4 protein-coding genes are annotated in these 4,836 nt (G+C 73.2%); 1 reads left to right on the top strand and 3 read right to left on the bottom strand.

Going from position 1 to position 4,836, the window contains the following annotated elements:
- Together ACOJUF_RS14450 and ACOJUF_RS14445 are read right to left on the bottom strand one after the other, a co-directional pair.
- Positions 1-1,177: fatty acid desaturase family protein (locus ACOJUF_RS14450; RefSeq protein WP_420122529.1), on the bottom strand; the 1,177-nt coding region annotated here is incomplete at its 3' end.
- A 42-nt stretch (positions 1,178-1,219) separates the two neighbouring features.
- Complete coding sequence (locus ACOJUF_RS14445) at positions 1,220-2,323, bottom strand: ferredoxin reductase (RefSeq protein ID WP_420122528.1); 1,104 nt, start codon at positions 2,321-2,323, stop codon at positions 1,220-1,222.
- 97 nt (positions 2,324-2,420) lie between these two features.
- Here ACOJUF_RS14445 and ACOJUF_RS14440 point away from each other — a divergent pair, with 97 nt between their 5' ends.
- Positions 2,421-3,635: a PucR family transcriptional regulator gene (locus ACOJUF_RS14440; RefSeq protein ID WP_420122527.1), complete on the top strand. Its 1,215-nt coding sequence runs from the start codon at positions 2,421-2,423 to the stop codon at positions 3,633-3,635.
- 206 nt (positions 3,636-3,841) lie between these two features.
- On the opposite strand, the gene ACOJUF_RS14435 is transcribed toward ACOJUF_RS14440, so the two are convergent.
- The coding region (locus ACOJUF_RS14435; RefSeq protein ID WP_420122526.1) for a hypothetical protein at positions 3,842-4,836 on the bottom strand (995 nt) is incomplete at its 5' end.

The raw sequence follows: 4,836 nt of genomic DNA, 5'->3' as shown, positions 1-4,836 counted from the left end.
GCTCCGGGGTCGGGGCGGCCGGCCGCGACCGCAGGAGCGCCGGTGCCGGCAGCGCGCGGGCCGGCCGGCGCCGCTTGAGCTTGAGCGCCAGCTCGTTGGGCAGCGACAGCCGGAACACCTTGGCCCAGGCCGATCCGACCTGCTTGGGCAGCGGACCGGTGACGTAGTTCAGCCCGTAGTCGTCGAAGAGCTGCTTCACCTTCGGCGCGATCTCCTGATACCGGTTGCTGGGCAGATCCGGGAACAGGTGGTGCTCGATCTGGTACGACAGGTTGCCGGTCATGATGTGCATCGCCCGGCCGCCGGAGATGTTGGCCGATCCGAGCATCTGGCGCAGGTACCACTGCGCCTTGGTCTCACCCTCGATCGAGTGCTTCTCGAACGTCTCGACGCCCTCGGGGAAGTGGCCGCACAGGATGACCGAGTTCGTCCACAGGTTGCGCACGAGGTTGGCCGTGGCGGTGGCGGCCATGGTGGTCAGGAACGCCGGTCCGGTCAACAGCGGGTGGACCACGTAGTCCTTGAGGGACTGGTTGCGGATCTTGCGCAGCACCTGCCGGGCCCGGGCCTTGAACTGCGGGCTGCTCCGGATCTTCTTGTCGGCCAGGCTCTTGCCCAGCTCCAGATCGTAGGCGGCGATGCCGAATTCGAAGAAGCAGGCATTGAGGAAGCACCACAGCGGCTGCAGCAGGTACACGGGGTGCCAGCGCTGGTCCTCGTCGACCCGCATGATGCCGTAGCCCAGGTCGTTGTCGCGGCCGACCACGGTGGTGTAGGTGTGGTGCAACTCGTTGTGCGCGTGCTTCCACTGCTCGGCCGGGGAGGCGTTGTCCCATTCCCAGGTGGTCGAGTGGATCTTGGGGTCACGCATCCAGTCCCACTGGCCGTGCATGACGTTGTGGCCGATCTCCATGTTCTCCAGGATCTTGGCCACCGACAGCCCGGCCGTCCCCAGGATCCAGGCCGGCGGGAACAGCGAGGCGAACAGCACGATCCGGCTGCCGAGCTCCAACTTGCGCTGCACGTCGATCACCCGGCGGATGTAGGCCGCGTCCCGCTCACCGCGGGTGGCGATCACCTCGGCCCGGATCTCGTCCAGCCGCCGGCCGATCTCGGTGATGTCGTCGGCGGTCAGGTGGGCGATCGGGTTGACGTCCTTGCGCTGGATCACGGTCATCGGATCGATGTACTCCTTTGTCGTGGAAAGTCTTGCAGATGATCAGTTGTCGATGCGGCAGGCCCCGGCCGCGGCGGAGACGCAGGTCTGCACCAGCACCCCGTCGCCCGGTTCGGCCCGGGTGATCTCGCCGGTGCGCAGGTCGCGCACGGTGCCCTCGCGCAGCGGCAGCACGCACGAGAAGCAGATGCCCATGCGGCATCCCGACGGCATCAGCACGCCGGCGGACTCGGCGGCGTCCAGGATGGACGACGTGCCGGCACAGTCGACGGTGGCCCCGCCGGCGGTGAACTCGACCGTCCCGCCCTCACCGGGGGCGGCCAGCGTCGTGCGGAAGCGTTCGGTGTGCAACCGCGGACCCGCCTCGAGATCGGTCCAGTAGGACTCGATCTCGTCGAGCAGCCCGGCCGGCCCGCAGGCCCAGGACTCGCGCTCGAGCAGGTCCGGCACCAGGTCGCGCAGCTCGTCCATGGCCAGCCGCCCGGCGCGGGACGTGTGCTTCTCGACGAGCCGGATCCGTCCGCCGGCGGCCAGCTCGCGCAGCTCGGGGCCGAACATGACGCCGGCCCGGGTCGCGTCCGAGTGCACCAGCACGACGTCGCGCAGCCGCTGCAGGCCGGAGCGGAGCATGCCGATGACCGGCGTGATGCCGCTGCCACCGGTGATGAACAGCACCTTGGCCGGCGCCGGATCGGGCAGGACGAAGTCGCCGCAGGCCTGGTCCAGGTGGACCAGATCGCCGGCGGCCAGCCGTTGGGCCAGATGCGCGCTGACGATGCCGCCGGCCACGGCGCGCGCGGTGATCGAGATGGTGCCGTCCGGGGTGACCGGCGGGCTGGTGATCGAGTACGAGCGCCACCGCCGGATGCCGTCGACGTCGAGGCCTACCCGGACGTACTGGCCCGGGACGTGGGGTCGCCACGCCGCTCCCGGCCGCAGTACCACGGTGACCGCGTCGCCGGCTTCTGGCCGGACCGCGACCACCCTCCCCCGCAAGTCGGCGCCGCGGCGCAACGGGTGGAACATGTCCAGGTAGTCCTCGGGTCGCCGGGGCGAGGCCATCGCCTCGGCGACCGACCACAGTCGGCGACGCAGACGATCGCGAACCCCGCGGTCGCGCTCTTGTCCCCCGTCGGTTGCGGTCATAAGAGCTACTCTGCCTGTTACTGACGACTAGTTTCCTGCGTCGTCGACGTGAAATTTCGGGTTGATCTTGTTCGTCGCGAACAAAGGGTGACTGAGGGTGACAATCGAACACGCTCACGGCACGTCCGCCGACGCCGCCGCGCGCGACCTGGGCGAGCGCACGCTGACCCTGCTCCGGTCGCGGCTCCCGGCGGTCGCCGAGTTGACCGTGCAGGCCATCATCGAACAGGTCCCGCCCTACACCGACGCGCTGTCCGGCCCGATCGGGGCGAACATCCGATCGGCGGTCGAGGTGGCCCTCGGCGGCTTCCTGAAGCTGGCCGCGCGGCCCAGCGGGACGGCCGGACCGCGCTCCCCCGCGCTGGACGGCGCCTACGCGCTGGGCCGGGGCGAGGCCCGGGCCGGCCGGTCGATGGAGGCGCTGCTGGCCGCCTACCGGATCGGGGCCCGGGAATCGTGGCGTCAGTTCTCCCGGGCGGCGGTCGAGACGGACCTGCCGGCCGGCACGATGGCCCGGTTCGCCGAGCTGGTCTTCGCCTACATCGACGAGCTGTCCGCGGCCAGCGCGGCGGGTCATTCGGACGAGCTGGCGACCACCGGCCGGGTGCGCGACCGGTACCTGGCCCTGCTGGTCCGGGACCTTCGGGCCGGTGAATCGACCGCCCGGCTGCAGGAGGCCGCGGACCGGGCCGGCTGGCGGCCGACCACCACCCTGGCCGCGGTCGTCCGGCCGACCGGGCACGCGTCCCGGGCGGTCACCCGCCTGGACGAACGCACGCTGCGCAGCGACGAGCTGCCCGGTCTCGCGCCCGACGAGCAGTCCGCGGTGACCCTGCTGCTCGTGCCCGACGCCGACGGTCCCGGGCGGGCCGCGGTGACCCGGGCCCTGCGCGGTCTGAACGCCTGGCTCGGCCCGGCGAAACCCTGGAATCTGGTGCACCTGTCGTACCGGCGGGTGCTGCGGGCGATGCGCCTGCAGCTGCCCGGCCGGGACGGGGTGGTCGACACCGAGGAGCAGCTCGCCGCGCTGGTCGTCACCGCGGACGCCGATGCGCTGGCCGATCTGCGCGCGCACGCGCTGGCCCCGCTGGCGCAGCTCCGGGACGCCAGCGCCGACCGGCTGGTCGAGACGCTGCGCGCCTGGGTGCTGCTGCGCGGCCGCCGGGACGAGGTGGCCCGGGCGCTGCACGTGCACCCGCAGACCGTCCGGTACCGGGTGGGTCAGCTGCGCGAGCTGTTCGGTGACCGGCTCGACGACCCCGACACCGTCGCCGAGCTGACCGTCGCCCTGGCCCACCCGCGGCCGGTCTGACCGCCCGGCCCACCCCGGTTCGCCCGGTTCGCTGATCAAAGCCGCGCCTTCGCGAGCGTTCTGTCCGGTTCGGCCCGGGTTTGATCAGCGAAGCAGCCTCGCCGCGCCCGGTTCGCTGATCAAAGCCGCGCCTGCGCGAGCATTCTGTCCGGTTCGGCGCGGGTTTGATCAGCGAAGCAGCCTCGCCGCGCCCGGGAGGGGGACGGTCAGGCGGTCGGCGGGGCCGCGCCGGACGCGTCGTCGGGCGGCGTCAGTCCGTCCGGCGGCGCCATCCCGTCGGGCGGCGTCATGCCATCGGGACGTTCCCGGGTCTGGCCGCCGGTCCCGGTCCCGCCCTGGCCGGACCCGGCGCCCATCTCCCCGCCGGTACCGGACGTCACCGAGGTCGCGGTCACCGTGTCGCCGTCGACCGTGCCGATCACCAGGACGGTCTCGCCGGTGCTCAGGCCGGAGACGTCGACGCCGGAGCCGGCCGTGTAGGTGGTCGTGTAGCCGTCGGTGCTGGCCACCGTGATCGAGGTGCCGGCGACGGCGGTCAGCTCGCCGCGTTGCATCCGCATCGTCCTGGTCGTGCTGCCGTCGGCGACCACGAAGTCCCCGTGCAGCGCATCGGCCAGGGCCATCGCGCCGGCGAACCCGCCGCGGGTGCCGGTTCCGTCGGCCCGACCGGTCCCGCCGAAGCCGTACCCGCCGCCGCCGCCGGCGAACCCGGACTGGCTGCCGGACGTCCCGGACGAGGCGTGGGCCGCGGTGACCGCGGCCACCCCGCCGATCGCGACGACGCCCGCCAGGACGCCGCCGGCGGCCACCTTCTGCCAGGTCTTCCACCGGCCGGGCCGGCCGCCGGCCCCACCGGCGGCCGGCGCTCCCCAGGTCGGGGACTCGACCGGGGACCCGTGCCCCGCCCCGTCGCGGGGTCCGGCCCCGCCGGCCGATGGCGACTGATCCGGCCCCGGGTACGGGCCGCCGGGGACCCACGACCCGCCGCCGACCGCGCCGGTGGCGGCGTTCTGCCACCCCGGGCCGCCACCCGGGCCCGACTCGGGCCGGCCGAAGGGCGCGGCCGCCAGCGGACCCGTCGGCGGGTCGGCGGGACGGCCATCGGGACCGGCCGGGACGTCGGCGGCCGGGCGGTCGGGTCCGGGCGTGACGTAGGGCCCGGGCGACGCGGCGAACGGCGAGATGAAGGCCCAGCTACCGG

The organism is Nakamurella sp., from assembly GCF_048594475.1.
In the GTDB taxonomy this organism is placed as follows: Bacteria; Actinomycetota; Actinomycetes; order Mycobacteriales; family Nakamurellaceae; genus Nakamurella.
Note: the sequence above shows the minus strand (reverse complement) of the source record. Positions and strands in the feature narration are given on the sequence as shown.

Coding starts and splice junctions, on each gene's coding strand:
- ACOJUF_RS14445 (WP_420122528.1), bottom strand. CDS start 2,323: ATGACCGCAACCGACGGGGGACAAGAGCGCGACCGCGGGGTTCGCGAT.